The sequence below is a fragment of the Varibaculum sp. GTC20041 genome (genome assembly GCF_055387755.1).
Genome location: NZ_AP041144.1, coordinates 97163 through 123698, shown reverse-complemented (window position 1 = coordinate 123698; position 26536 = coordinate 97163). Strand labels below are relative to the sequence as shown.

Genomic DNA, 26536 nt, shown 5'->3' with positions numbered 1-26536 from the left:
AAAATAACTTATTAGATAAGAACGAACAAACTAGAGAAAGAGCAGCCATGATTCAAAATGGAAACTATCCGCAAACACCAGCCAATAGACGTTCTTTAGTGAGCTTAAAAGATGTTTACAAGATTTATCGGCAAGGAGAAGTAGAAGTACGCGCCCTCAACGGGGTGAACGTGGATATTTACTCCGGTCAATTTACAGCCATCGTTGGACCTTCGGGTTCCGGTAAATCAACTTTGCTGCATTGCTTAGCGGGACTAGATGCGGTCACCAGCGGAATAGTTACAGTTGCCGGCCAAAACCTGGCCGCTATGGACGACACTAAACTCACCAAATTTCGCCGCGACCATATCGGGTTTGTTTTCCAATCATTCAACCTGATCCCCACCTTGACGGCTGCCGAAAATATCCATCTGCCCGCGCTACTATCGGGAAAGAAAACTGCCCCTAAGTGGGAAAAACAGATTATCGAAATCCTCAATTTACAAGACCGTCTAACCCATAAACCGGCAGAACTATCAGGGGGACAACAGCAACGGGTAGCGGTAGCTCGCGCCCTGGTAGCCAAACCAGACCTGCTGGTAGCTGACGAGCCCACGGGAAACCTAGACTCGTCCTCGTCAACGGAAGTACTAAAACTGCTGCGGGAAGCAGTAGACAAGTTGGGACAAACCGTAGTGATGGTAACCCACGATGCTCGAGCCGCCTCGGTAGCTGACCGGGTACTGGTGGTACGCGACGGGCAAGTAACCCAAGAACTTAACCAACCCAGCCGCGAAGAACTGGCACAGGTGATCTAAATGTTGTTTTTAACAAAAGCAAACCTGAAAGCACACAGCCGCCAATATGTAGCAACTGCCATCGCTATCATTATTTGCTGTGTTTTTATTTGCGGAGCCAGCAGTTTTGCCTCCGTAATGAGTTGGGTGATGGGGGTAGGAGAAACCCAATTCAACCAGAATACCCAGGTACAGATAACCAGAAAGGTAGACCTGGACAACCCCGATAGCTCGCAGGCCGTACAGGGAACCGTAAGCCCGGAAAAAACACCCGATAACGAATATGAAAGCATTCTGAAAAAACAAGACGCTATTCGTAACGCAGTCGGTAAAGACCTTGATTTACAGCCGCTTTACTATCCGTTTACGGTCGCCAATATCAATGAGAAAAACATTTATCTGTACGGGACCGGACTATTACCTAAAGGGTACTATCGTCCTCCCTTAGCTGAAGGACGCTATCCTACCGGGAAAAATGAAATAATTTTGGGCGAAAGCTACTTGGCAGATGGCAAAACCAAGATTGGTGACCAGATTGAGCTCAAAATTGATGAGCTAGTAAACGGGGTATACACCGGGAAAGAGAAAACCATTCCCGTTACGATCACCGGCACGGTTAAGCAAGATGCCGCTATGCGAATCGGGAACCTCCCGGATGTGTATTATTCTGCCCAGCTAACCAAGCAGCTAAGCAGTTACGCAAACGAATCACCCACGAAAATCCTGGTAAACACCCAGCAAGACCCCAAAGAGGTAGTGCAAAAACTCGGTAAATATCTAAATGACAATAAACTGCTATCCGATGATGGCTGGGTAGTTACCGTAGAGGCGCTACAAAAATCTTCCGATTCCGATTTAGCCAAATCTGTGGCAATACAAGCTGCTTCCCTAGCTTTCCCACTCCTAGCGGTGCTGGTATGTATTGGTATAGTTTCTGTAACTTTCCAGGTGGTTCTAGCTAGGCGGCGGCGAGAAACCGCCTTGCTGCGCTGCGTGGGGGCTACCGTTTCTCAAATCAGGCGTTCCGCATTTGCCGAATGCATTATGGTGGGCGTAATCGCTGCGCTTATTGGAACGCTCTTAGGGTGGACTGCCTCGATTGTGGTGGCAGTAGCAACCGGAATGATTGGATCATTCGCCCAAGCGGTCCAAGTAATCGGTTTCACCCCGGCAGTAGTATCGCTCTTAACCGGGATAATAGTGCCTTTGATTGGCGGAATGCGTCCCACCCTGGGACTAGCGAAAATCTTGCCGGTAGCCGCCTTGAACCCCATGGAACTAAACAAAATGAGCAAGAAGAAGCGCCACATTGCGCGCGGCGTGTTCATGACACTGTTTACCTTGATGGGAGCCGGGTTGTGGACGATTGCATGGCTAAATAAGGGGCAGGAAGACGATCAAGCTATGACCATCGCGCTGAGCTGCGCCCTGGGAGGATGCCTATTTGTTTTCTTGGCGGCTCTGCTAGCTTGCCGCAGTTTCCTACCGGCATTCACGGCCGCCCTAACGCGGCCTTTTGCATCCCGCTCTGCAACTTTGAAACTAGCGGGAGAAAACGTAAAACGCGATCCTAATCGCACTGGAGCTACCGGAACTGCCCTGGTATTAGGGGTAACCTTAATGGCCACTATTTTGGTAGGTACGCTATCTTTACAAAGCACCATCACTGATGAACTAAACCGCCGTTTTTCAGTGGATATGTCACTAGTTGCCGTAGATGAATCCCATCAGATGCCCGAGGAGATAACCAAGAAATTACCGAAGCTGCAGAGCGTAAATAGGGTTGCTTCCCTGCCCTCTCGGATTATCAAAGAGACTCATGATGAAAACGGTAAACCGGTTCAACTGAACTTAGCGGTTGAACGGGTAGAAGCTTACGAGGGCGAGAAAGAAGCAACAACCAGCTCGGCTCCGGATAAAGGGGAGGGCGAAACGGGAGACACCTCGGATGCGATTACCACCGATTCCGACAACCAAAAACCCGAAAACCGGTCAGTTTTAGCGGTCGGTTTGCCCGATAACCCCGAGGCAGTATTACGTAACCAGGTTAAGACCCCTCAGAAAGGTACTGCCTGGCTGATGACTGAGGACGAGAGGAAACACCCTAAACAGGTAACCTTAACTTTTGCTAGCGGACAGAAGCTGACAGTTGCTTTAAAGTCTCCTCCAGAAGATAATCAAGCCTTCCCTAGCTCTGCATTAGGCTCCTATCTGGTACTGTCACGAGCTGATTTAGACAGTATTACCCCCAGTGAAACAGGGAAAAACCCGGCAGGCGTAATCCTCAAAATTAATATGGAAAAAACGCCTACCGAGATTTTGGAGGACATTCAGGAGCTATCAACCTTGGCTCCGGCAGATTCTGTAGCTGAAACTGGAGGCGTAATGGCTACGGCTTCCATAAATCTGGTGCTAAAAATACTGATGACCATTCTGCTATCGCTATTAGGGGTATCAGCTCTGGTTTCCCTGGTGGGGGTCGCGAATACTTTGAGTCTTTCAGTAGTTGATCGCAAACGCGAAAATGCTCTGCTCCGGGCGGTTGGTTTTACTCAAAAACAGATTCGCGCCATGCTGCTGACCGAGGGGACGCTAATCGGGTTAGGGGCGCTGATTGTAGGGATTGGGCTGTCGATACTGTTCTCCTGGTTCGTGATGCAATGTATGCCTTTCAGCGGTTTCATCAGTCCGAAAGACATTCACCTGCAAATCCCGTGGCTCTGGTTAGGGGTAATAATCCTGGTAACCGAAGGGTTCTGTTTCCTAGCCTCGGTGCTGCCCGGTCGTCAAGCCGCTAAAGCCAGCCCGGTAGCTGCTTTAGCTAGTGCTGACGAGTAAACCGCAATATATGGGTCAATAGCCCGATTGCAGTTTGGGGGGCGCTGCCAGGCAGCGCCCCCCAATAAAGCATCATCAGTTCAAATAGTGTTTAGGGGCTAATATCCCCGGACAAATAAGTCCCAATTAGAAGCTACTTGCCCCTGATCAACTAGGGAATCTACTCCAATCTCCATGGCGAGCCGGTGGCTTTGACCCGGCTGCAGCAAAAACGCATTTTCGCGCACATTTCCAAACTCAATTCCGGCAAATCGGTAAACTTCCTGGTCGGGAATATCGCTAAAATCTTTAATAAACCGGTTCCACGGTGTCCACACGATAGTCGATTTAGATCCCAATTTCTTTAACCAAATTTTTCTCCCCCAAGCTGGATCATAAATTTCCAGGTCAGAAGGGGAATCATAAATCCGGTCAAATGACTGATTAAAAGTAATCGGCTGGTCTTCACTAGCTTTCTTATCAGTTAAGGTATCTAAGAAAACTGCGTGTTCCAGACCGTGAAGCTCACACTGCCTTAAATCACTAAATCCCAGGTAGGTATGGAATACCGCCTCAAATGTGAACGGGTGATCATCGGTATTTACCGCCTCCAACATCAGCCGTAGAGTCGTACCCACTTCGATTGTTAGCTGTGCTGAAAAAGCGTGGGGAAATAGTTCTCCGTCTTTATGTGACAGGCGATAGGTCAGCACTTTATAACTCGCTTCAGCGCCTACGCCCGCTTGCTTGCCCCCATTACCAGGCATTTGTGACGTGCCTAAATCATTTCCTTGCCCACTTGTAAGTTGCGCCGCCGGGCTGGAAACGCTATCATCCCGCTCCCAAACAGTAGTTTTCGCAAAACCATGATTACCAGCTGCACCTGCCGGGGCTGCCGGCGAAAACCTGGGATTGCCGAACCAGGGCAAACAAATCGGGATTCCTCCCCGCACGGTAGTGTCCCCCGCAAAACTGGCTTGCGGAGACAGCCAAACAACTGGATTTTGACCCCGCGGAGTCCAAGAAAGCACCTGCGCCCCAAAATCAGTAATTTCAGCTAGCGAGTATTCAGCGTCAATCTGGTGTACCTGGATTGGAATATCACTTGCCATAAGGCAAGCATATATTCAAACCCTTTAGTCAGCGCCGAAAACCAGATTAACGACTGTAGCCCGCCATTTCTTCCAGGCGGGCAATCCGTTCATCCATCGGCGGATGGGTAGAAAACAAATGCTTCATCCCCTTCCCGCGGAAAGGATTAGCAATCATCATGAAACCAACCTTCTCGGTTTGCGGATTACTCTGCAAAGGACGCGCCACCGTTCCCGCCTCAAGTTTCTTTAGGGCGCTGGCTAAAGCTAACGGATCTCGCGCCAGCTCAGCACCGGTTTCATCTGCGTCAAACTCGCGCGTGCGAGAAATCGCCATTTGGGTAAACATTGAGGCAATCGGGGCTAGGAATATCAATAACACCGCCGCCACCCCGCTAAGCGGGTTATTGTCACTGTCGCGGCGCCCTCCCCCAAAGAAAAATAGCATTTGCGCGACCGACGTAATCAGACCGCCAATGGCTGAGGCCACCGAAGAAGTCAAAATATCGCGGTTATAGACGTGCATTAACTCGTGTGCCAAAACCCCGCGAAGCTCACGCTCATCGAGGAGCTGTAAAATCCCCTCGGTACAGCAAACCGCTGCATTTTGGGGGTTACGTCCCGTAGCAAAAGCGTTAGGGGCCGAAGTAGGAGCAATATACATTCGCGGAACCGGCTGACCGGCAGTTTGCGAAAGCTCAGTAACAATCCGCACTATTTGCGGATATTTCCCCGGATCCACCGGGTAGGCATTCATGGATCTAATCGCGATCTTGTCTGAATTCCAGTAACTATAGAAGGTTGAAATCAACCCGATACCCGCAAAAATCCAGATAAAAGCGGAACTGCCGGTACCATAAGCAATCAGATAGCCAACTAGCAGCAACAACGCCCACATCACAGCGAACAGCAGCCCAGTTTTCAAGCCATTACTAAAACGTTTCTTACCCATTTGTTCCTCCTGGTTTACCCGCAATCTAGCAGGTGGATCTGCACAAATACTGACAAAATCCTGCCAACGAACTGCAACTTGACCAGCGGTGAAAAGACAGGTGAGCTAACTATTCGCCGTCCTTACCGATTAAATCTTCCGGAACTGTTTCCCCGCGAGAAATCGCGCTCATAGCTTTGCGGGACACCACCTTGACTCGTTCGCGCGCGCCACGGCCGCCCTCGACCTCGCCAAAGTCAGCACCCAGTTGCTTTTCGTATTCGTCGAGTAGTTCCCAGCCATGCCAGGTAGAGAAGGGAACTCCCCGCTGCTTAAGCAGCTCAATCATGGCATCGTGACCCACCGCTTCCCCGGTAGCCACGAGTTTGCCAGCTTCTGCATCCTCTACCAGGTGGGCGATAGTTTGCTGCGCATCAGACTTGGTGGATCCAATCAGCCCCACCGGGCCGCGCTTTACCCAACCGGTAGCGTAAATCCCGTTCAAAGGAGTGCCCTCCAAATCGGTCACCCGCCCTTCCTGATTGGGGATTACTCCGCGATGCTTATCGAAAGGTAGTCCCGCAATCGGGGAAGAGAAATATCCTACCGCGCGATAAACCGCCTGTACCGGGGTCTCCCGCAGTTCGCCAGTGCCAGATACTGTTCCGTCTCCGTTCAGCTGGGTACGTTCGGTAACCAGGGCGCGCACATGCCCGTCCTCATCAGCCAAAATCTCCTTAGGAGCAGAGAATAAATGCAGGTGAATACGGCGATCAGCTTCCTGGTCGTCCTCGTCCATAGCGTAATTAATTAAGGTATCAACCACCATTTTGGTTTGTTTGGAGGCGGCAATCGCCTGCTCCGAGCCTTCATCGAACTCGAAATCTTCCTCGGAAACGATAACTTTTACTCCCGGCTGCTGCCCAAGTTCGCGCAGCTCCAAGGGGGTGAACTTCACCTGAGCCGGTCCGCGCCGTCCGAAAACATGCACGTCTGTGATTGGGGATTTATAGAGCTCTTTCGCCACATTTTCCGGAATCTCGGTTTTGAGCATATCGGCAGGGTGCTTCGCCATTACCCGCGCAATATCGAGGGCGACATTACCGACCCCGATAACCGCGACCTCTTTCGCTTCTAAGGGCCAAAAACGCGGATAATCCGGGTTGCCGTCATACCAAGAAACAAAATCGGCAGCCCCATAGCATTCCGGCAAATCCTGACCGGGCAAATCAATCGGTTTATCGCGGTCAGACCCGGTAGCGAAAATAATCGCATCATAGTGTTCATGCAGGTCATCAACAGTGATATCGGCGTCCTCGCCGCCAACATTCACATTTGCCAGCAGACGGATATCCCCGCGCTGCAAGACCTTGTAGAGGGCAGTAATAATGGCTCGAATCCGGGGGTGATCGGGCGCTACGCCATACCGAACCAATCCATAGGGTGCAGGTAGACGTTCAAAGAGGTCAATCTCAACGTCAAGACCAGATTTGGACAAAATATCAGAAGCATAGATGCCGGCGGGGCCGGCTCCAACTACAGCGACACTAAGCGGACGGTCAGACACTAAAACCCTTCCTTTTACGTAATAAATCTGGCGGCGCCACCTTTTAGCACCTCAAACCTGAAATTATTCTAGCCGCGAGTAGCGACTATCTCGCATTTTATTGAGCGGTCTCACACATTGACTCCGCCACCCTTACTAATGGGGACGAGCGCAGAAAGTAACGGCGAGGAAACCGGCAAACCCTACTTTGGACGCCAGCAGCTCCTAACTCGCGCAATAAAAGCAAAGCTGCCCCAAGTAATGATGCATGGGAGACAATAGGGATATTAAAGGAGGAAACAAATGACTACACGGAGAACTCCGCGCAGGCCAGCGATGCTAGATGCCGAGCAGGCAGAAAACATTCCCGGTGCCGAGGACGGGGCGATCTCTTCGGAGGTTGCCCATTTGGTAGCGCAAACTCTGCTAGGAATCGAAAAAGAAAGTGACGATCAGGTTAAACGTTTACGGGAGCTGCTCGAATCTGGAGGAATAGATACGGTCAGTGAGCTCTGGTCTGCCTCCCCAGCCAATACTTTGCCCGGAACGCTCTGGCGGCTTTACTTGGTTCATCAATGGTATTTACGCGACCCAGATCTGGTAAATGAGCGTTTCCAGCAGGGGTTGGCGGCTCTAGAAATTGGGGAAGTTTTTTCGCGCGAGCATTGCGAAAAATCGGTTTTTGCCCTCATGAATAAACTAGCGGAGCTGTGGCGAACCCAAACCTCCATTGACCAGCTGGCTCCGCTGCTTGATCGCACCAGCGATTTCCTGAAAGTGCTGGCCAGTGGGGTCAGTGCCGACTGGATTAAAGACGCTCGAGATGAACTGGCCGATCCGGTAACCCTGCGCCCCGAAGCGCTATTACAAACCGCGCGCGACCTAAAGCTTTCAGCGCGTGCAGCCAAGGTAAATCGCCTAGACTAGAAATAAATCAACCCAGACTAATTCAGGTACCGTCACCAAAAAATTTTATTAGAAGGGATCGGCATGGACAGCAAACAGGAAGCTGAAAACAGGCCAGAACCGAAAGTACGTAAAGCTAAAATTAAAGAGGATGCGCAAGGGGACTCTCAGGTGGTGCCTTCGCCTGCCGATATTGCCCGGATGTATAAAGAAAACCCGCAAACTGAACCGGTAGCTCAGGTAGACCGGCAAGCGGCACAATCCAACTTTGAGACCGCCACTGCTGACGAACTGATCTCTTCTAAGACCTCCCCCGAACAGTTTCCCGGTACCGATTATGAGGATGCCGACTATGACCTGCCCACCGGATCCTCACCTTTTGTTGACGGCAGGAAAATAAGTATTGATGACGAGTTGCTGCCGCGACCGAAAAAAACTGTACCGGCTAGTTCAGATCACAGCGATAAGCCTCAAGCTGCCGGTAAGGACCGAAAAACTGCGACTGATGACGCTAACGATAAAGCAGCCAGCCAGGAAAGCTCAAAAGAAACCGGTGGTGGCAAAACCAAGGCAGCTTCCGCAAAGCCCAGTACGGGCACTAAGAAACCTAATACCACCATCGATAAAGCGGCACCTGAAAAGGAGAAGGGGAACGCGCAGGCCGCGGCGAGCAGCGGTCACGCCCAAACCGATGGCCCCGAAGATCTTTCCCAAATCAGCCCCTCCACTTTGCGGGAGGCACCCGGGATGGACAAACTGGCACAGGCCGGTCCTCTGGGTCAAGACAAGCCCCTCCCCAAGGGCCGTTTCGGGGACAGGGAACTATCTTGGATGCAGTTCAACCAGCGGGTATTAGAGCAAGCAGAGGACGAGCGGCTCCCAATTCTAGAGCGCGCCTGGTTCACCACGATTTTCTCTTCCAATCTTGACGAGTTCTATATGGTGCGCGTGGCGGGGCTTAAACGCCGCATTGCCGCCGGAATTGCCCGCACCGCCGCCTCCGGCCTTACTCCCCGGCAGGTGCTTGACCTGGTGACTGAACGCGCCCAAGTTTTGTGTGCTCGGCAAGCCGATTTTGTGCAAAACACTTTGCTAGGCGAACTGGAAAATGTGGGGATCAAACTACGGCGCTGGGATGATCTTTCCCCGGAGCAACAAGATTTTCTGCACGGATATTTCCGCCGCCAGATTTTTCCGATCCTGACCCCGCTGGCGGTCGATCCTTCGCACCCCTTCCCCTATATTTCGGGGCTGTCAGTTAACTTGGCGGTAGTGGTACGCAATCCCCTAACTGGAAAGCAGCATTTTGCCCGGGTAAAGATCCCGGAAAGCCTGCCCCGGTTAATCTGCGTGGAACAGGCAATAGACCAGGTCAGTCCAGAAGATGCGATTGATACTAACGGCGAGGCCACCTTCATTACCCTGGAGGATGTTATCGGCCCCCACCTCGATCACCTCTTCCCGGGTATGGAAATCTTGGAACATCACGTGTTCCGCCTGACCCGCAACGAGGACCTGGAAGTCGAAGAGGACGACGCGGAGAACCTGCTAACCGCAATGGAACAAGAATTGCTGCGGCGCCGTTTCGGCCCGGCAGTACGCCTAGAGGTTGCCGAAGGCATCTCCCGTCCAGTTTTAGACTTCTTGGTTGCCAAACTGGAAATTGGGATGGAGGACGTTTTTGCCCTTCCGGAACCGATTGACCTGCGTTGCCTAAACGAGCTGCATGAACTAGATTTGCCGGAACTGAAATACCAGAAGTTTGTTCCAGCTACCGCTGCCGGGTTAGCGGAAGTAGAATCGGCTACCCCCACCGATATTTTCGCAATGATCCGCAGCCACGATGTGCTCTTGCATCACCCCTATGATTCCTTTTCTACCTCGGTGCAACATTTCGTCACCTATGCCGCTAGGGATCCGAAAGTGCGTTCCCTCAAGCAAACCTTGTATCGCACTTCCTCGGATTCTCCGATCGTGTCCGCCCTGATCGAGGCCGCGCAAAACGGAAAACAGGTGCTTGCCATAGTAGAGATTAAAGCTCGTTTCGACGAGGACGCCAATATTTCGTGGGCACGCAAACTAGAGCGCGCCGGGGTACACGTGGTCTATGGCATGGTGGGGCTGAAAACTCACTGCAAACTGTCGATGGTGGTTCGCGAAGAAGCCGATGGCCTGCGCCGTTACTGTCACGTAGGTACCGGGAATTATCACCCCAAGACCGCACGCGGATATGAAGATCTGGGGTTACTTACCTGCGATCGCGAAGTAGCCCAAGACCTTACTCGCCTGTTCAATCAGCTATCCGGTTATGCGCCCCGTACTTCCTTCCATCGCCTGCTGGTGGCTCCCCGCTCCATCCGCCCGGGCATTATTGAACGCATTGAACGCGAAGTAGAAAATCACCAGAAAGGCTTGCCCGCCTATATCGGAATTAAAGTAAACTCCCTGGTAGACGAAGCGGTAACTGATGCCCTCTATCGCGCCAGCCAGGCAGGGGTACCGATAGATATTGTCGTGCGCGGAATTTGCACGATTCGCTCCGGGGTGCGCGGACTATCGGAAAATATCCGGGTGCGTTCCATTTTGGGTCGTTTCCTGGAGCACTCCCGTATTTACGCTTTTGAAAACGGGGGACAGCCAGAGGTTTGGATCGGTTCTGCTGACCTGATGCACCGCAACTTGGATCGCCGGGTAGAGGCGCTGATCCGGATCAAAGATCCCGACATGACCGCCGAACTCATGGACTTGGTGAAACTTGAGGCCTCCCCGGAGGTATCTTCTTGGCATTTACGGCGGGATGGTACTTGGCGGCGCCATATTAATAGCAAAGATGGCTCGCCTCTTATGGACATTCAAGAGTACCTAATTAACAAGGCTAACTCGCGGATGAAAGGACGCTAAACGGCTGATCATCCATCTAACTCTTCATGTTGAACAGTTATCACCCCTTTTACCTGGGGGAATGACCTTATAAGTAATTTGTTAGACAATAGGGACAGATTACGAGAAAGGCAAGTTGCTACCATGACGGCTCGACCTAAGCCACCGCATATGCGGATAGTACGATCTGCAGGCGCACTAGTGTGGCGGCTGCGAGAGGGAGCCACCCCAATTCCAGGCACTTCCATCCCCGCCCAGCGCCAGGATATCGAGGTGCTGATTGTGCACAGGCCGCGCTATGACGATTGGTCTTGGCCAAAGGGTAAACGCGAACCCGGGGAAGCCATCCCGGCAACGGCAGTACGAGAGGTAGAAGAGGAAACCGGAGTTCCCATTCGTCTGGGAGCGCCGCTGACCGTGCAGCGTTATCGCCTGGGGTCGGGAGTGACCAAAGAAGTTTACTACTGGGTAGGATTCCCCGATGTTCCCACGGAAACTCTGCGAGCACGCCCCTTGGCTCCCCCAGCTCCGAGCAAGGAAATTGATAAGTCACAATGGGTGGGTGCGCGCAAAGCCATGCGACTGTTGACTCGCCGCGGGGATCGCCGGCTGTTGGAAGAACTGCTCACCCGACTGGCAGAACGTACTTTGAGTACTCGGACACTGGCGGTGCTCCGGCACGCTAAAGCCACTAAACGCTCCCAATGGGAGGGTGGCGAAATGACCCGGCCTCTTTCGCGCCGCGGCTCCTCACAAGTGTTACGCCTGGTTCCAGCACTTTCAGCTTTGGGTATTAATCAGATAATTACTTCGCCGTGGCGCCGCTGCGTGGCCACGGTCGCCCCTTATGCCACGCTTTCGGGCACTCCCTTAAAAACGGAGGCTTCCTTCACCGAGGACGCCTATCGGGAAGATCCTTCGCGGATGCGAGGGGTAATCCGGGGATTGCTTTCGGAAAGTCAGCTAGATCAGCCGGCCGCTCCCCTGGCAATTTGCGTACATCGGCCTACGATTCCAGGAATTATCGGGGAGCTAGCACCGCTTACCCCTAACCATCTAGGCAGGTTGCTGCCCCAAAGTGATCCCTATTTAAAAACCGCGGGAATGCTGATCGTGCATATGGCAGATTACCCGGAGCCGAGAGTTGTTGACCTGGAGGTATTTCGCCTCGATCCCTAGGGTTTTACCGGTGAGATATTTCAGTGCCCCAGGTCTTTTGGATGCGATCAAGCTTTAGTACTGCCAGGCAACCGTGACTCGGGTAAGAACCCGGATCGCTAAACTGGGGACATGAACAATTCCCACACCCCTGGCCGCCCGGATTTTCCGGCTGACAATCGCTCTCATACCGACATTAATTCTGTTCCCTACCTGTTACCTCGGGTGGGCATTGGTAGTGACGTTCACGCTTTCGCCGACCCGGCCGACCCCAGCTCGACTGCCCGTCCCTGCATGGTTGCTGGACTTTCTTGGCCGGGAGAGCTCCCTCTTAAAGGACATTCGGATGCCGATGTAGCTGCTCACGCTCTCTGTGACGCGATTCTATCAGCCGCTGGTCAAGGGGATCTGGGCACCCATTTTGGTACTGACCGTCCCGAGTGGAAAGGTGCCAGCGGCGCCCAGCTATTGGCAGCCACCATGCAGATTATTCATCAGGCCGGGTGGGGACTGGGAAACGCCGCGGTTCAGGTGATCGCGAACCGCCCGCGGATGGGGCAGCGTTATCAGCAGGCGCGCGCCGTGCTGGAGGAAGCAGTAGGGGCGCCGGTGTCTATTTCTGCGACTACCTCGGACAAATTAGGATTCACTGGCCGCGGGGAGGGAGCGGCGGCTATAGCTACCGCGCTGGTTTATCCCCTAACTAACTTGAACTGAGCGCCGGGATCTGAGAAATACTCTTACCAGTTCCGGGCAAGCCGTCGCTATGTCTGTGCTCCCGGGTTGATGAAAATTATTCTCTTCCGGGGGTAAAGACAATACCTAGTTCGCAAAAAATCTGCGTGACTAAATCTGCCTCTCTATGCTCTCCCGAAGCAGCTTTTTAGGTTTTAAGTGATCTGCGTCATAGCAATACAGGCCTTAAGGCCTAGGTTTTTTCAGAAAAAATACTTAAAAAATATGGGCTTAAAACCTAGAGTTTCCTGGCCTTTTACCCCAGATGCAGCAAAAAGGATCCCTAGCTCTCATATACCTAAAGTCCCGTGGGATATTGTGATTAGCTTGACAACGAGATATTATGTTTCGCAGTCGAAAGTCTCGGCGCTAATCCCCCGAAGGGAGAGCAAATGATAACTTCATTCTCAACATTACTGATGCCCACCGTCGGTGCGGCAGATTTTATTAACAGCGGAAGCACCAGCGGCATCGCCATTGCAATGGTTATCTATTTTGTAGCCATGATTCTAATTGGCATCTACGGATACACCCGCACTCAAACCATGGATGACTTCATGGTTGGGGGACGTTCCCTACCTCCCCTGGTCGCCGCCCTCTCGGCGGGCGCCGCAGATATGTCGGGCTGGCTAATGATGGGACTGCCCGGGGCGCTCTACTTAACCGGCTTAGTCGAATCGTGGATTGCTATCGGCTTGCTGATCGGCTCCTGGTGCGCTTGGAAATGGGTAGCTCCCCGCTTGCGTTCCTATTCGCAAATAGCGGGAGACTCGATTACCGTACCTTCCTTCATGTCAGCGCGTCTAAAAGACGAGAAATACATCCTCCAGCTGGTAGCTGGGATTATTATTCTTTTCTTCTTCACCATCTACGTAGCTAGCGGCATGGTGTCCGGTGGGGTGTTCTTCGAATCTATTTTCCATGTCAACTACCACGTAGGCATGGTACTCGTAGCTGGGGTAGTAATTCTCTACACCTTGGTAGGCGGGTTCCTAGCTGTCTCCTGGACCGATATGGTACAGGGCATCATGATGCTAATCGCCCTTCTGCTAGTACCAGTCTTCGGTGTGGTTGCCCTGGGTGGCTTTGGAGTAATGACCGATACTCTGAACGGCCTGGAAGGACAGATGTTCTCCATAGTGGGTGACGGGGCGGCCGGTAAGCTGTCCATCCTTAACGGCTTGGCCTGGGGTCTGGGTTATGTAGGCATGCCCCACGTGATCGTACGCTACATGGCACTACGCTCCCCTAAGGAAGCAACTTCGGCTCGCCGCCTGGGCATCGGCTGGATGTTCCTGTGCGTGTTGGGCGCAACTCTTACCGCCTTAATCGGGCGCGCCCTGTCCGAAAATGGCCTCGCCGGAATCAAAGAAGCCTTGGCGCTGGTGAAACAGAATCCGCAAGAAAGTATCTACCTGGTGATGGGTCAACAGCTCTTCCCCTCGGTACTAGCCGGGTTTATGCTGGCTGCTATTTTGGCCGCCATCATGTCTACTGTTTCTTCACAGCTGCTGGTTACTTCTTCCGCAGTGGTAGAGGATATCTACCGGGGCATCAAGAAGCGTCGCTTGCTGGGCGCCAAGGGTATCAATGCCGGCCGGATGGTGGTGTTAGCGATTTCGGTTATCGCCGCTTTCTTTGCCTGGTTCCGTACTGACTCGATCCTGGGTCTGGTTGCCTTCGCCTGGGCAGGATTCGGCGCCGCCTTTGGTCCGGTAATCGTGCTCAGCCTCTACTGGCGCAAATACACCTGGCAGGGCGCTGCCGCCGGTATGGCCGTGGGTGCTATCACCGTAGGTATCTGGGGCAACCTGCCCGATACCGTACCGATGATCTTCCAGGTTTACGAGATCCTGCCTGGGTTCTTGCTGAACCTCCTGGTTTCTTGGTTGGTTTCTCACGCCACCTACAAGCCGAATGCTGAAATCGACGAAGAGTTCGATCTATCGATCAAACTCGCTCACGCTTCGCATGATGAAATCAATTCAGCTCTGAAAGGTCGCTCCGTAACTCCTATTACTACCGTTCCGTTTGCCGAGGTAGCGGGAGAGGAACCTCTTGCTGCGAAGAAGCCCAGCAAATAAAAGTCGACCCTAGGAAAAAAGTCCCTTAAATCAGGGTACACACCTGCGCATCTAGTGTTACCTTGAACATGTAAGTGCGTAGAGGGTCGAGCTACCATACAGCTCGGCGCTCTACGTCTTAGGTGCGATCGATACCTACTAACAGTTTCCTAAGAAAGGACGCAAACAAATGTCAGAAAGCGTGGCTCCCCCCAAAGTTGGTGGGGAAACCGGCGACTGCCGTCACTTAGCGGACTTGGCGGTTGCTCGTGCCCAAAAATGGGTACGGGAGTCTGAGAAATACCCGGAAGATCGGGCAGCAAAACTCTTGTCCCAGGTGCTCGAAGATCAAGCAGGCCTAGACTTCACCGTTGCCTTTGTTGACGGAGTCATTCGCCCCGAGGACATTAAAGTCGCGGCCGAGGAACTAAACCGTCTCTCGTCCTCCTCCGTGAGCTTCCTGCCCTGGTACCTGCGTTTACCCTTTAAGGTAGGCGGCGCTATGGCTCCGCTGCTACCAAAAATGGTTATTCCCATTACCCGCACGGTGTTCGCGAAACTAGTCGGGGATCTGGTTCTGGACGTATCTGACGCCAAACTAGGGCCGGCAATTGAGCGGTTAAAGCAAGGCGGAATGCGGCTCAATATGAACCTGCTGGGTGAAGCCATCCTGGGTGATGAAGAGGCTAATAAGCGGCTTACCGACACCATGGCGCTACTGGAACGTCCAGATGTTGAATACGTATCTTTGAAGGTATCTGCAGTTACCGGCCCTCACAATCCTTGGGCATATGATCATGTGGTCGATCGAGCTGTAAAAGCTCTCCTACCGCTATATCGGCGCGCTAACTCCTATGAACCAAAGAAGTTCATCAACCTGGACATGGAGGAATACAAAGACCTCCATATGACCATTGATGTATTCAAGAAGATTCTGGAGACCCCCGGTCTAGAAAAGCTGGAAGCTGGCATCGTGTTACAGGCTTACCTGCCCGACGCCCTCCCCGCTATGCAGGACCTGCAAGAATGGGCTGCTAAGCGCGTAGCTAACGGGGGCGGACGGATCAAAGTTCGCGTAGTTAAAGGCGCGAACCTTTCGATGGAAACCGTTGATTCTCGCGAACGTGGCTGGAAACTCACTACCCAAAAGAGCAAGCAAGACACCGACTCGAACTATATGAAGGTGTTGGACTACGCCCTGACTAAAGAGCGCACTCGCAACATTAAGATCGGCGTTGCCGGGATGAACCTTTTCACCGTGGGCTTTGCCTACGAACTGGCACATGAACGCGGAGTGTTAGAGTCCGGCGGCGTAGAGTTCGAGATGCTGACCGGTATGGCTTCTCCCCAGTCCAAGGCAGTAGCCGAGGATACCGGTCATCTCCTGTTCTACGTGCCGGTCGTTAATCCGGAAGAATACGATGTGGCGATTGCCTATTTGGTGCGCAGGCTGGAAGAAAACTCGCTGGATCAGAACTTTATGTCTGATATTTTTGATCTGGATGACGCCAATGTGCTTCACAAGGAAGAGCAGCGTTTCCGGCGTGCCTTAGCGCGGGTCTATGACGTCGAGGTCGGCCCGGTCCGCCAGCAAAATCGTCTCACCGAGACGGCTGAAGATATTAAATCTTTCGTACAAAAGGATGGGGAGTGGACTTTCGAGAACACCCCGGATTCTGATCCTTCCCTACCGGAAAATATCGAATGGTCACGCCAGATCGTTAAGGCGATTCCCGATTGCCAGATTGGGATTAAAGAGGTCGAGGAAGCCACCGTTTCTGATGCTAATGTGTTGGATCAAATGCTGGCTGGGGCAGCCGCGGCCGCCGAAGTGTGGGCAGCACGTCCTGCCAAGGAACGCAGCGAGATTATTCACCGCGTGGGCGTGCTAATGAGCCAAAACCGGGCGAAGCTGATGGAGATCGCGGCCGCCGAATGTGGTAAAGCTTTAGATGGCGGCGATATTGAGGTATCGGAGGCCGTGGACTTCTGCCACTACTACGCGCAGCAGTGCCTAGAGCTAGAACAGCAAGCGGGCGCCAAGTTCCAGCCGGCACGGGTAACGGTTTCTACCCCGCCCTGGAACTTCCCAATCGCTATTCCTACTGGTTCGACCGTTTCGGCGTTGGCAGCAGGTTCGGCAGTGATCTTCAAGCCAGCCAAAGAATCGTGCCGCACGGGCGCGCTGCTTGCCCAAATTATGTGGGAAGCGGGGGTTCCGCGTGAGGTTCTGCAGTTTGTCCAACTAGGCAATCGGGAACTCGGCAAGAACCTGATGGCTGATGAGCGGGTAGATCGCGTAATCTTGACTGGTTCGATCGACACTGCCAAGATGTTCCGTTCCTGGGACAATAATATGGGGCTGTTGGCGGAAACCTCTGGTAAGAATGCTATTATTGTCACCCCCTCGGCGGATCTAGACCTGGCGGTCAAAGATATTATTAACTCGGCGTTCAGCCACTGTGGACAAAAGTGCTCCGCTTCTTCCCTGGCCATCCTGGTCGGTTCCGTCGGGTACTCCGAAAGGGTTCATCGTCAGCTACTTGACGGCGTACGTTCCCTGGTGGTGGACTACCCCTCCAACCCCTCCAGCCAAACCGGTTCACTATGCGCTCCGGCTAAGGGGAAGCTGCTGCGCGGCCTAACCACTTTGGGGCCGGGAGAGCATTGGGCGCTCAAGCCCAAGCAGCTTGATGAATCCGGAAAACTCTGGACTCCCGGCATTCGCGCTGGGGTACAACCGGGCAGTGAATACCACCTGACCGAATACTTCGGTCCGATTCTGGGGATTATCCGCTGTGACACTCTGGAAGAAGCCATCGAGATCCAAAACGCGACCGACTATGGTTTGACCGCTGGTTTGCACTCTTTGGATGCCGATGAAATCAACCTGTGGCTAGATCGCGTACAGGCCGGTAACGTCTACGTCAACCGCGGTATCACCGGCGCTATCGTGCGCCGTCAGCCCTTCGGCGGTTGGAAGAACTCCGCGATTGGGGCGGGTACGAAAGCTGGCGGCCCGTCCTATCTGTTCGGTTTAGGCGAATGGGAGGCCGACGGTATTCCGGAAAACGAGGACGTGGAGCTACGCAACCGCGCCTTGGTTGAAGCCGCGAAAGTAGCGCGCTCTTTGGATTCCAATAAAGAGTTCGTAATGGCCTCGCTGCGTTCTTCACAGCAGGCTCTAGACAGCGAGTTTGGCATTGGGCATGACCCCTCGGATCTGCGGGTCGAACGTAACGTGTTGCGTTACCGTCCACTGCCGGTCTTGATTCGTCTATCCGAGGGCGAGGACGCCTCTCAGGTGTTAATGCTGGCAGCTGCCGGTCGCGCCGTTGGTTCGCAGGTTTCGGTATCGATGCCGCAAGAACCAGATTCCGCGCTGCTTCAGTACCTGCGCGTACAGCACATCGATTACGAGGTCGAGTCCGATCAGTCCTTCCGTGACCGTCTGCCGGCCTGGGCTGCCGCTGCCGGGCTGGATGGACGTATCCGCCTGATCGGTGGAGATGTGAAGGCAGTCAATGAAGCAGTTAATGGCAATGTGAATGTAGCGGTCTGGTCACATCCGGTGACTGCTTGTGGACGCGTAGAAATGATCCCATTTGTTCGCGAGCAGGCAGTAGCCTTCACTAACCACCGCTTCGGTAATCACACTCCCCTTTCGGAGCAGGTGAAAATCTAGACGCTGCGCTAGTTCTATAACTGAATAAATGCCTTGCGGGGGTTGGGAAATATTTCCCAACCCCCGCATTTTTAGCTCGTAATTTGGTTATCTTCAGATGAGTTTAGATAAATACCCCTATCAGGTGGACAACAGATTTTAAAGACTTCACTCGCTAATATCAGGGCAGCCACAGGGTGTCATTACCGGCTTCCAACAGATTATTGGCTATCCCATAGGAAATAGCTCTATCTGCTAGCTGTCTGGCTGGCGCAGTTAAGGGAGAAATACCGTAAAGCAGCTTAAAGGCTTCACCTATAATCTCGGTTCGCTCCATGCTGTTAGTACGCGAGATCTGCCACCGCAAGGCGTTAGCTACCTCTGTTAGGGTCAGCGACTCCAGTTTACGAGGTAATCCAATTGGAGATTGCAGAGCGGTATTCCAGTTGAGAGGATCGACCCCAGCTGGCCAAACAGTGCGCATTCCGGGCTCTGATATCAGACGCAACCCCGAGCCGAGGCAACGACTGATCTCTTCCGGCCGCTGCTCGTGATATTCAATCCGGTACTTCTGACACAAACGGCGCGCTAAAAATTCTAGGGGCATCGGCCCCTCGGCACTAATAATACTTTTAGCGAAAGAGGTGGTAGAGCCGGCCACTGCTGGTTCATCGAGACGCTGTTTCGGACGTGTAAAACGGGGTTGATAGTCAAAATAGCCGCGTACCCGAATAGTGATTAGCCTGGTTGAAGGCTGCCGGTCGGCATCAGCTAATATTTCCCGGGGCCTATGGGGGGCGGCGGGAGGTACCCGAGAGGGCGCCAACGGACTTTGGGCAGCTCGTCGCAAAGCCGATTCTGCTGGCGCTAGGGCTGATTCTGAGGGTTCTGACTGCGAAGCTAGCAGGCTAGCTGGCATTTCATCCGGCACTTCTGCAAAAGCCGAACGTGGTGCCTCTGGTTGCGTGGCCGGATGTGCTGCTAAGTTACTCCCAGTTTCAGCGTTACTGGATACAGTATGGTTCTTGCGCGCCACGAACTCTTCGAAACTCATATTGAGTTTGGAATCAAAACCCATCTTTTGGAAATAATCCCAGATAGCAGCATCATCAAGCGGTGGTGCCTGCGTCGGCGCCACCTCAGTTGGGGCAGCTGCCGGCGTTACTGTTGCGGGCGGTGCCGGCGCCGCTGGCTTTGGGGGTGCTGCACTTGGCAAGGGCTGATCAGCAGGCGGAGCAGGCGCCGGTCGTATCTGGCTGCTGGCTAGGGTGGGAGACTGGGGGGAAAGATCCCGGCGTGCCAGGGAGCGGCGAGGAGGAAACTCGCTGCCCGGAGCCAAAACATTACCCGGACTGGTTTCCGGTTTTACCTGGGATGAGTTCGCCTCATCAATATCGGCAGCGGGAGCCGGTTCGACTTCCCCTCGCCGATCCGGCGCCGGAGCCGGGCGCTGGACGGGTAGCCAGGGCATTTGTCCGCGCGAAGCACTCCATTCAGCGTTAGCAGAAACCGCAGGAGCTGGTGCGGTAGCGACCGGCTTTGGATTGCTTTGGTCAGATTTTGATTTTGCTTCCGCCGGCTGCGGCGCAGGAGTTTTGCTGGATGATTGCTTCACCCCGGCACTTTCCGTAGGGTTTTGGGCACTATCGTTTTCAGCCGCGTAAGCTGCCGAGACCATAGCGGCTAGTCCCATTCCTGAGCTTTGGGAGTTATCGACCTCTTCCGCAAGCGCCTGCCCAGCAGGCTGCCCCGGGTTAGCCTCCGGTGACGCTCCCTCGGATTTTTTTCCTAAATCCGAGAGTGGTTCTAATACCAAAGATGCCGGGTTTTGGGAGATCGACTGTCCGGATTTCATCCACAACCCAAAAACTTGTTCCGCGAGTTTAGCATTACCAGTGAGCATTGCCGCCAAAGCGACCGTATCTACCAGTCGTTTCACCTGCCAACGTGGTAACTGCCCTTCCTTAATCGCGCGGCGTGCCTGCTCGATACTGACGCGCAGATCCTGTAAACGAGGATCGTCAAGTTGGGGGTTTAACTGTTTTGATATTTCCAGGCAACGCTTCGCCACTTTCCCTACCGTCAGTTTAGCCATAGCGCTTTGCCCCCTTTCGCAAACTCAAACACATCACCATTGAGGGAGTAACCAGCCAGGCGGAAACTCGTCCTGAACTTAGAAGATTAACAGCTTTCCGCGCCTCGCGTCTGCCTGGTTCCCGCTCCGTTTGCGGTATTTGCGAAAACCATTTTAGCAGGTGGGCAACTTCGCGATCTATACCGCACATAATATGGGGCGAAACTAAAAGCGCGCACTGCGGAGAGCGCAATTGCTTACGAGTTTGTTGGGCTACTTCCTCGGTTAAATAATCATCTACCCAGGCAAAACTGGCGTCTCCGGCAGCAGCCATAACTTCGGGAAATTTTGCCCGGGGGTCACCATTAGGGCAACGCACCCAGGGAAGATTCTTCGAAATCCCCAGCAGGGGGGAAAGATGCTGATTCGCCCACTGATTCCAGGAGGTCGCCCACCGCACTTCGAAATATTTGCCAAGTTCCCGCAGGCGCGGACCCAGAAGGCGGGAAAGCACCACATTAACGTTAAAGGAATTATCTGGTTGTAGCTGTACCAAGTGGGCACGCAGCAGCGGATTGAGAATACGCCGGTTCGCCCTCCCCCACAGGTTCAGCGGCCCGTCTACATCCAGGAACAGGATCGGCAGCTCTATAGAGACTTCCCGGTGCGCGCTATCTTTAGTCGCGGCATGGTCTGTAGATTTAATTTGCGAGGACGAAGCCTCATCAGCAGCATGAGTCATCTCAGGTCGTAACCCGATCTTTCCCTCCGCTACTGCACTCACGTATCCTCCTTACGTTCTCACCTCTACATTATAGCGAGATTATAAGCAACGGAGGTGCTGCAAGGATGATTGAACCCGGCAGAGCCCGGATCGATTAAAAAGACCGCCCTAAGCTGGAGGCTACCAGCGTCGCCGGGCAAGAATGCACGCCAAGGCTAGCTGCGCGCGGGGATTACTTGCCGTTAAAGGTAAATTCCTTTTCCCCGTCCCTTCGTGCAGTATTGATCCACCTAGTCTAAGCGTGCCCAGTTATCTTTCTAGGCGACGCGGATACGGGCGTCACCGCGGACGAACTCTACCGCGAGCCCTCCCCCCACGGCCTCCAGATAACCCCTAATTGTGCCGACTTTGGTGCTTTCTAAATCTCCGCGTTCAATCTTGGAAACTTGCCGTTGTGAAACCCCGATACACGTGGCTAGTTGCTGCTGCGTAAGTCCGGAGGCTTCCCGCAGTTCCCGCAGTTTATAGGCGCGAACTTCAGCTAACATTTGTTGCTTATGAGAATCAACTAAAGTTCTGTCCACCGAATGTTCCGTTAGAAAATCTTCTAAAGTCACAGTCATTTCACTTTCTCCTTCGCAACTGTTTCAGGTGCCGATCATATAAATCGTCCGCAATAGGAATGTTCTTTCGGTACCAGCGTTGCCACTGCCTCGACTTATCCCCCGCCACTAATAAGATGGCTTGTCTAATAGGATCGAAAGCGAACATAATCCGAATTTCGCTCTTGCCACTAGACCCTGGACGCAGCTCTTTCATATTCTGATGCCGAGAACCAGAAATCCGGTCTACCAGAGGTCTGCCCAGCGCCGGACCTTGCTCTTGCAGTATCTCCAAAGCCGCAACGACCTGTGCGCGCGAGTTTTCGTCGAGCGTTACCAGCCATTCGGCTACCAGCTCAACATCAACCGTCCACACCTCTCAAGTTTAGAACTTATAAGTTCTAAACACAAGGGTTCAGCAGAGCTTTAAAGTCACCCTCATTTACAGCTTAACTATCCCTGTACCGAGGCACGACTAGGGACACCGAAAATATATCGGAAGGACAACTTACGGGGGAGAGACAAGTAGGTGCAGTTTACTTGCCGTTGAAGGTAAACTCCTTTTCCCCGTCCTCGCCCTCGCGCACATCGACCACGATTTCTTGACCCGGCTCGATATCTCCGAACAGAATCTTTTCGCTGAGGGCATCCTCGATATCGCGCTGGATAGTACGCCGCAAAGGACGTGCCCCCAACACCGGATCGAAACCGCGAGTGGCTAGTTCTTCGCGAGCCGCATCGGTGAGCCTTAGGGTCATATCTTGCTCTTGGGTGCGTTCTTGCAGTTTAGTGATCATCAAGTCCACAATCTCGCGGATTTCTTCCATCCCCAGTTGCGGGAACACGATTACTTCATCTACCCGGTTGAGGAACTCCGGACGGAACTGCTGCTTGAGTTCTTCCTGTACCCGATTCTTCATCCGCTGATAGGAACCGACCTGGTCATTATCGGCCTGGAAACCGGTTTGCACCCCTTTATTGATTTCGCGGGTGCCCAGGTTGGTGGTCATGATGATTACGGTGTTCTTGAAGTCCACCATCCGCCCTTGAGAATCAGTGAGCCGCCCATCTTCAAGCACCTGCAAAAGAGTGTTGAAAATATCGGCGTGCGCTTTTTCGATCTCGTCAAAGAGCACCACTGAGAAGGGTTTGCGGCGCACCTTTTCGGTCAGCTGCCCGCCCTCGTCATAACCCACATATCCGGGAGGAGCCCCGAATAGGCGGGAGGAGGTGTGCTTCTCCCCGAACTCCGACATATCCAGTTGGATTAGCGCCGACTCGTCACCAAAGAGGAACTCTGCCAAAGTCTTCGCCAACTCGGTTTTACCGACACCGGTGGGCCCGGCAAAAATGAAGGAGCCGCCGGGACGATTCGGGTCTTTAAGCCCCGCGCGCGTCCTGCGAATAGATTTCGAGAGGGCGCTGACTGCCTCGTTTTGACCGATAACCCGCTTGTGCAGCTCATCTTCCATATGCAGCAGTTTCGCGCTTTCCTTTTCGGTCAGCTTAAACACCGGGATACCGGTGGACATTGCCAGGATTTCCGCAATAGAGTCCTCATCAACAGTGCCGATCCGGTCGCCTTCTCCCGACTTCCAGTCAGCCTCCAGCTGAGCGCGTTTTTCACCAAGTTGCTTTTCTTCATCACGCAGGCGCGCGGCTTTCTCAAAGTCTTGGGCATCAATCGCGGCTTCTTTATCGCGGCGCACCTCATCGATTTTCTCGTCCATTTCCCGAATCTCGGGGGGTGCAGTCATGCGGTGAATCCGCAGGCGCGCCCCGGCCTCGTCAATCAAATCGATCGCCTTATCAGGCAGGTAGCGATCCGAAATATAGCGGTCGGACAAAGAGGCTGCCGCCCGAATCGCGTCATCGGTAATCACTACCCGGTGGTGTGCCTCGTAACGATCCCGCAAACCGGTCAGAATCTTTACGGTATCTTCCACGCTGGGCTGTTCTACCTGCACCGGCTGGAAACGCCGCTCCAAGGCCGCATCTTTTTCAATATATTTACGGTATTCCTCGGTGGTGGTAGCCCCGATGGTCTGCAGTTCCCCGCGCGCCAGCATCGGTTTGAGGATCGAGGCCGCGTCAATCGCGCCCTCGGCGGCACCTGCCCCCACCAGGGTGTGAATCTCGTCAATGAATAGAATAATGTCCCCGCGGGTGCGGATTTCTTTCAGAACTTTCTTTAAGCGTTCCTCGAAGTCGCCGCGGTAACGCGATCCGGCGATCAACGACCCCATATCCAGGGAGTAAATATGCTTGTCTTTAAGGGTTTCGGGGACGTCTCCGCGCACAATTGCCTGCGCGAGCCCCTCTACTACTGCGGTTTTACCCACCCCGGGTTCCCCGATCAGCACCGGGTTGTTCTTGGTGCGCCGCGAAAGGATCTGCATGACCCTTTCCATCTCGTTTACGCGTCCGATCACCGGATCTAGTTTGTTTTCCCGCGCCGCCTCCGATAGGTTCCGTCCAAACTGGTCGAGGATGGCTGAACCTGACTTTTGCGGCTTTTGGGTGCCGGTGCCCACCCCCACGGTTTCTCCGCCTGCTTCATTTTGCCCCGCTCCCGGGTATCCGGAGAGCAAATGAATCACGTTTTGGCGAATACTTCCCAGGTCAGCGCCCAGATTGGTGAGCACCTGGTTCGCGACGCCTTCGCCCTCGCGAATCAGTCCCAAAAGGATATGTTCGGTGCCAATATAGTTGTGCCCCAACTGCAGCGCTTCCCGCATCGACAGTTCTAAGACTTTCTTGGCCCGCGGAGTAAAGGGGATATGGTCTTTCGAATCGTTCTCGCCCTTGCCGATGATCTCAATGACCTGATCGCGCACGCCCTCGAGGGAAATGTTCGCCATTTCCAGGGCTTTCGCGGCTACGCCTTCGCCCTCACGAATCAGCCCCAAGAGGATATGTTCGGTACCAATATAGTTATGCTCCAGGCTGCGCGCCTCGTCTTGCGCCAGCACCACTACCCGGCGCGCCCGATCTGTAAAGCGTTCGAACATTTTACTCCTTGACCTTTGGAGAGGATTCTTTCGGTTAGGGAATTGACTCCACTATGTACATTATTAGGTTTTTACCCGTGCCCTCGCCTGGTTTCACTACCGGCTAAGGTTATTTTTTTACGAGGACGAGGACGTCGCAGCGAGGAAATACGACATCTACCGGGCTCAGGGGACCACCTTTAGAATCTTAGGGGTTCCCCCAGAGCGGGTTGGATGGTTTTTCTCAGATATAGCAGGCCACGGTAATCACCAGCAGTAACGCTACTGATAGCAGGGTGACCAGTATATTTCCGATGATTTGCGTGCGTTTAACGGTCGCGGTGGCGCGCTGTCGATCCACCACGTCCGGCAGGCCTGTCCCCAGTTTTTTCCGTCCCCGTCTACCCGAGATCACAGCCACCAGGTGCAACGCCCATCCGATAAGTGCTCCCACCAGGGCACCCCCTAAATGTCCTTGCCAAGACACATTAGGGATCACGAACCCGATCAGCAAGTTGATTATTAGCAACCCACCCAGAGCGCTGGAGGAGCCGTGTAGGTTGCGGATGTAGACGAATACGCCCGCACATAATCCCAACACTGCTCCGGAGGCGCCGACTACCGCCTGCTGCTGCCCGGTTATGAGTGCCCACACCAGGGTGCCGAGCGATCCTCCCCAGGCAGAGAGCAGGTAGATCAGTAGGATCTGATAGTTGCTCATCACCCGGCGAGCAAGCTCACCCAGGATGTACAAGAACGCCATATTGGACGCTAAATGCACGATCCCGCCATGCAAGAAGGCAGCGGTCAAAAACCGCCAGGGCTGGGTGAACCCCAAGCCAGGATAGAACAGAAACTGCTCTACCAGGCTGGGAGCCAACCAGGAAGCCACATAGACAATCCCGCAGGCAATGATGAGAGCGTTGACTATATTGACGCGCTGCTTAGAGTTCGTCATTTGTCCCGATGATTTTTATTGCCACCGCTTAATTGGTGCAAACCACAGCTTATTCGCTGATTTCGATGGATTCGATGGTGATGTCATCGAGCGGTCGGTCACGTCCATCGGTGCTCACCGCGGCGATCGCATCAACCACGTCGCGGGATGCCTGGTCGGTTACTTTACCGAATACGGTGTGTTTGCCGTTTAGCCATTCGGTGGGTACCTGGGTGATGAAGAACTGGGATCCGTTGGTTCCCGGGCCGGCATTGGCCATGCCTAGCACGTAGGGTTCATTAAAGTTAAGTTCCGGTACGATCTCGTCCCCGAAACGGTAACCGGGGCCGCCAGTGCCGGTGCCTAGGGGATCGCCGGTCTGAATCATGAAACCTTGGATGACGCGGTGGAAAATCACCCCGTCATAAAGGGGTTCATTGGACTTAAGTCCGGTTGCCGGGTTTTGCCATTCGCGCTCGCCAGTGGCTAAACCTTTGAAGTTGTTTACCGTAATCGGAGTTTTATCCGCAAATAGTTCGACTTTAATGTCGCCTTTTGAAGTGTGAATTGTTGCTTCCATAGTTCTTATCCTTTCATGAAAGCCAAATTACCGACACTCAAGCTTACCGAACAGTAGCTAAA

18 protein-coding genes are annotated in these 26536 nt (G+C 53.5%); 8 read left to right on the top strand and 10 right to left on the bottom strand.

Features of this window, described 5'->3' with window-relative positions:
• Positions 1-47: 47 nt before the first annotated feature.
• Positions 48-797 (top strand): ABC transporter ATP-binding protein, encoded by a 750-nt coding sequence (locus tag ACZ5BI_RS00465; protein ID WP_464896372.1) that lies wholly within the window; start codon positions 48-50, stop codon positions 795-797.
• On the top strand, positions 798-3614 hold the full coding sequence (locus ACZ5BI_RS00460) for an ABC transporter permease (protein WP_464896371.1): 2817 nt from the start codon (positions 798-800) through the stop codon (positions 3612-3614).
• A 98-nt stretch (positions 3615-3712) separates the two neighbouring features.
• Here ACZ5BI_RS00460 and ACZ5BI_RS00455 read toward each other — a convergent pair whose 3' ends face one another.
• From ACZ5BI_RS00455 to ACZ5BI_RS00445, 3 genes are all read right to left on the bottom strand, one after another.
• Complete coding sequence (locus ACZ5BI_RS00455; RefSeq protein ID WP_316098320.1) at positions 3713-4705, bottom strand: D-hexose-6-phosphate mutarotase; 993 nt, start codon at positions 4703-4705, stop codon at positions 3713-3715.
• A gap of 46 nt (positions 4706-4751) precedes the next feature.
• Positions 4752-5636 carry a zinc metalloprotease HtpX gene (gene htpX, locus ACZ5BI_RS00450; protein ID WP_316086258.1) on the bottom strand — a complete coding sequence of 295 codons (885 nt, stop codon included), beginning with the start codon at positions 5634-5636 and terminating at the stop codon, positions 4752-4754.
• 109 nt (positions 5637-5745) lie between these two features.
• The gene (locus ACZ5BI_RS00445) at positions 5746-7182 is read right to left on the bottom strand and encodes an FAD-dependent oxidoreductase (protein WP_316086259.1); all 1437 of its coding nucleotides are present in this window, start codon (positions 7180-7182) and stop codon (positions 5746-5748) included.
• Between the two features lie 282 nt (positions 7183-7464).
• Here ACZ5BI_RS00445 and ACZ5BI_RS00440 point away from each other — a divergent pair, with 282 nt between their 5' ends.
• The 6 genes from ACZ5BI_RS00440 (at position 7465) to ACZ5BI_RS00415 (ending at position 18588) form a co-directional block, all read left to right on the top strand.
• Positions 7465-8088 (top strand): hypothetical protein, encoded by a 624-nt coding sequence (locus ACZ5BI_RS00440; RefSeq protein ID WP_464896370.1) that lies wholly within the window; start codon positions 7465-7467, stop codon positions 8086-8088.
• Between the two features lie 726 nt (positions 8089-8814).
• A complete protein-coding gene (locus ACZ5BI_RS00435) occupies positions 8815-10968 on the top strand; it encodes an RNA degradosome polyphosphate kinase (RefSeq protein ID WP_464896807.1) in 2154 nt (717 codons plus the stop codon).
• 150 nt (positions 10969-11118) lie between these two features.
• Complete coding sequence (locus ACZ5BI_RS00430) at positions 11119-12126, top strand: NUDIX hydrolase (protein WP_464896369.1); 1008 nt, start codon at positions 11119-11121, stop codon at positions 12124-12126.
• A 174-nt stretch (positions 12127-12300) separates the two neighbouring features.
• Positions 12301-12822, top strand: a complete 522-nt coding sequence (gene ispF / locus ACZ5BI_RS00425) for a 2-C-methyl-D-erythritol 2,4-cyclodiphosphate synthase (protein ID WP_464896806.1) — start codon at positions 12301-12303, stop codon at positions 12820-12822.
• Positions 12823-13259: 437 nt separating this feature from the next.
• On the top strand, positions 13260-14924 hold the full coding sequence (putP, locus tag ACZ5BI_RS00420; protein ID WP_464896805.1) for a sodium/proline symporter PutP: 1665 nt from the start codon (positions 13260-13262) through the stop codon (positions 14922-14924).
• A gap of 169 nt (positions 14925-15093) precedes the next feature.
• On the top strand, positions 15094-18588 hold the full coding sequence (locus ACZ5BI_RS00415; protein WP_464896368.1) for a proline dehydrogenase family protein: 3495 nt from the start codon (positions 15094-15096) through the stop codon (positions 18586-18588).
• A gap of 160 nt (positions 18589-18748) precedes the next feature.
• On the opposite strand, the gene ACZ5BI_RS00410 is transcribed toward ACZ5BI_RS00415, so the two are convergent.
• The 7 genes from ACZ5BI_RS00410 to ACZ5BI_RS00380 all read right to left on the bottom strand — a co-directional run bounded on the left by ACZ5BI_RS00410 (position 18749) and on the right by ACZ5BI_RS00380 (position 26474).
• On the bottom strand, positions 18749-20662 hold the full coding sequence (locus ACZ5BI_RS00410; protein WP_464896367.1) for a hypothetical protein: 1914 nt from the start codon (positions 20660-20662) through the stop codon (positions 18749-18751).
• On the bottom strand, positions 20655-21425 hold the full coding sequence (locus ACZ5BI_RS00405) for an HAD domain-containing protein (protein ID WP_464896366.1): 771 nt from the start codon (positions 21423-21425) through the stop codon (positions 20655-20657). Before ACZ5BI_RS00405 ends, ACZ5BI_RS00410 begins: the two co-directional genes overlap by 8 nt.
• A gap of 257 nt (positions 21426-21682) precedes the next feature.
• The gene (locus ACZ5BI_RS00400) at positions 21683-21988 is read right to left on the bottom strand and encodes a helix-turn-helix domain-containing protein (RefSeq protein ID WP_464896365.1); all 306 of its coding nucleotides are present in this window, start codon (positions 21986-21988) and stop codon (positions 21683-21685) included.
• Between the two features lies 1 nt (position 21989).
• Positions 21990-22343, bottom strand: coding sequence for a type II toxin-antitoxin system RelE/ParE family toxin (locus ACZ5BI_RS00395; protein ID WP_464896364.1), 354 nt, complete (start codon positions 22341-22343; stop codon positions 21990-21992).
• A gap of 160 nt (positions 22344-22503) precedes the next feature.
• Positions 22504-24978: an ATP-dependent Clp protease ATP-binding subunit gene (locus ACZ5BI_RS00390; RefSeq protein ID WP_024060034.1), complete on the bottom strand. Its 2475-nt coding sequence runs from the start codon at positions 24976-24978 to the stop codon at positions 22504-22506.
• A 223-nt stretch (positions 24979-25201) separates the two neighbouring features.
• The gene (locus tag ACZ5BI_RS00385; RefSeq protein ID WP_464896363.1) at positions 25202-25915 is read right to left on the bottom strand and encodes a rhomboid family intramembrane serine protease; all 714 of its coding nucleotides are present in this window, start codon (positions 25913-25915) and stop codon (positions 25202-25204) included.
• Positions 25916-25964: 49 nt separating this feature from the next.
• A complete protein-coding gene (locus ACZ5BI_RS00380) occupies positions 25965-26474 on the bottom strand; it encodes a peptidylprolyl isomerase (protein ID WP_024060032.1) in 510 nt (169 codons plus the stop codon).
• Positions 26475-26536 lie beyond the last annotated feature (62 nt).

What these genes read in the sequence shown, in the direction of transcription:
- ACZ5BI_RS00465 (WP_464896372.1), top strand. Translation starts at nt 48, where the DNA reads ATGATTCAAAATGGAAACTATCCGCAAACACCAGCCAATAGACGTTCT.
- ACZ5BI_RS00460 (WP_464896371.1), top strand. Translation starts at nt 798, where the DNA reads ATGTTGTTTTTAACAAAAGCAAACCTGAAAGCACACAGCCGCCAATAT.
- ACZ5BI_RS00455 (WP_316098320.1), bottom strand. Translation starts at nt 4,705, where the DNA reads ATGGCAAGTGATATTCCAATCCAGGTACACCAGATTGACGCTGAATAC.
- htpX (WP_316086258.1), bottom strand. Translation starts at nt 5,636, where the DNA reads ATGGGTAAGAAACGTTTTAGTAATGGCTTGAAAACTGGGCTGCTGTTC.
- ACZ5BI_RS00440 (WP_464896370.1), top strand. Translation starts at nt 7,465, where the DNA reads ATGACTACACGGAGAACTCCGCGCAGGCCAGCGATGCTAGATGCCGAG.
- ACZ5BI_RS00435 (WP_464896807.1), top strand. Translation starts at nt 8,815, where the DNA reads ATGGACAAACTGGCACAGGCCGGTCCTCTGGGTCAAGACAAGCCCCTC.
- ACZ5BI_RS00430 (WP_464896369.1), top strand. Translation starts at nt 11,119, where the DNA reads ATGCGGATAGTACGATCTGCAGGCGCACTAGTGTGGCGGCTGCGAGAG.
- putP (WP_464896805.1), top strand. Translation starts at nt 13,260, where the DNA reads ATGCCCACCGTCGGTGCGGCAGATTTTATTAACAGCGGAAGCACCAGC.
- ACZ5BI_RS00415 (WP_464896368.1), top strand. Translation starts at nt 15,094, where the DNA reads ATGTCAGAAAGCGTGGCTCCCCCCAAAGTTGGTGGGGAAACCGGCGAC.
- ACZ5BI_RS00410 (WP_464896367.1), bottom strand. Translation starts at nt 20,662, where the DNA reads ATGGCTAAACTGACGGTAGGGAAAGTGGCGAAGCGTTGCCTGGAAATA.
- ACZ5BI_RS00400 (WP_464896365.1), bottom strand. Translation starts at nt 21,988, where the DNA reads ATGACTGTGACTTTAGAAGATTTTCTAACGGAACATTCGGTGGACAGA.
- ACZ5BI_RS00390 (WP_024060034.1), bottom strand. Translation starts at nt 24,978, where the DNA reads ATGTTCGAACGCTTTACAGATCGGGCGCGCCGGGTAGTGGTGCTGGCG.
- ACZ5BI_RS00385 (WP_464896363.1), bottom strand. Translation starts at nt 25,915, where the DNA reads ATGACGAACTCTAAGCAGCGCGTCAATATAGTCAACGCTCTCATCATT.
- ACZ5BI_RS00380 (WP_024060032.1), bottom strand. Translation starts at nt 26,474, where the DNA reads ATGGAAGCAACAATTCACACTTCAAAAGGCGACATTAAAGTCGAACTA.